Below are 248 nucleotides of genomic sequence, written 5' to 3' on the forward strand. Positions count from 1 at the left end.
GGACGTGATCATTTAGAAGAAATATATGCGCAGGCATTTAAAGCAGAAGATGCAATTGTTCGTCCGCAAATTATTTCAGGTACGCATGCGATTACTATTGCATTACAAAGTTTATTAAAACATGGTGCTAACGTTGATTCGACGTCAGCTACTATCTTACTTATATCTTTCATTTGAATTTCGTCCTTTTATTATTTTTTAAATCCTTTTATACGATAAACATTTTCAATTTCATCATATTTAAGTTC

1 pseudogene is annotated in these 248 nt (G+C 31.0%); it reads left to right on the plus strand.

From position 1 onward, the window contains the following. Window positions 1–126, plus strand: a pseudogene (locus tag IDG64_RS14705) (methionine gamma-lyase family protein); the annotation flags it as partial. Between the last annotated feature and the right edge of the window lie 122 nt (window positions 127–248).

The sequence above is a fragment of the Staphylococcus sp. EG-SA-15 genome (assembly GCF_017151895.1).
GTDB lineage: Bacteria > Bacillota > Bacilli > Staphylococcales > Staphylococcaceae > Staphylococcus > Staphylococcus aureus.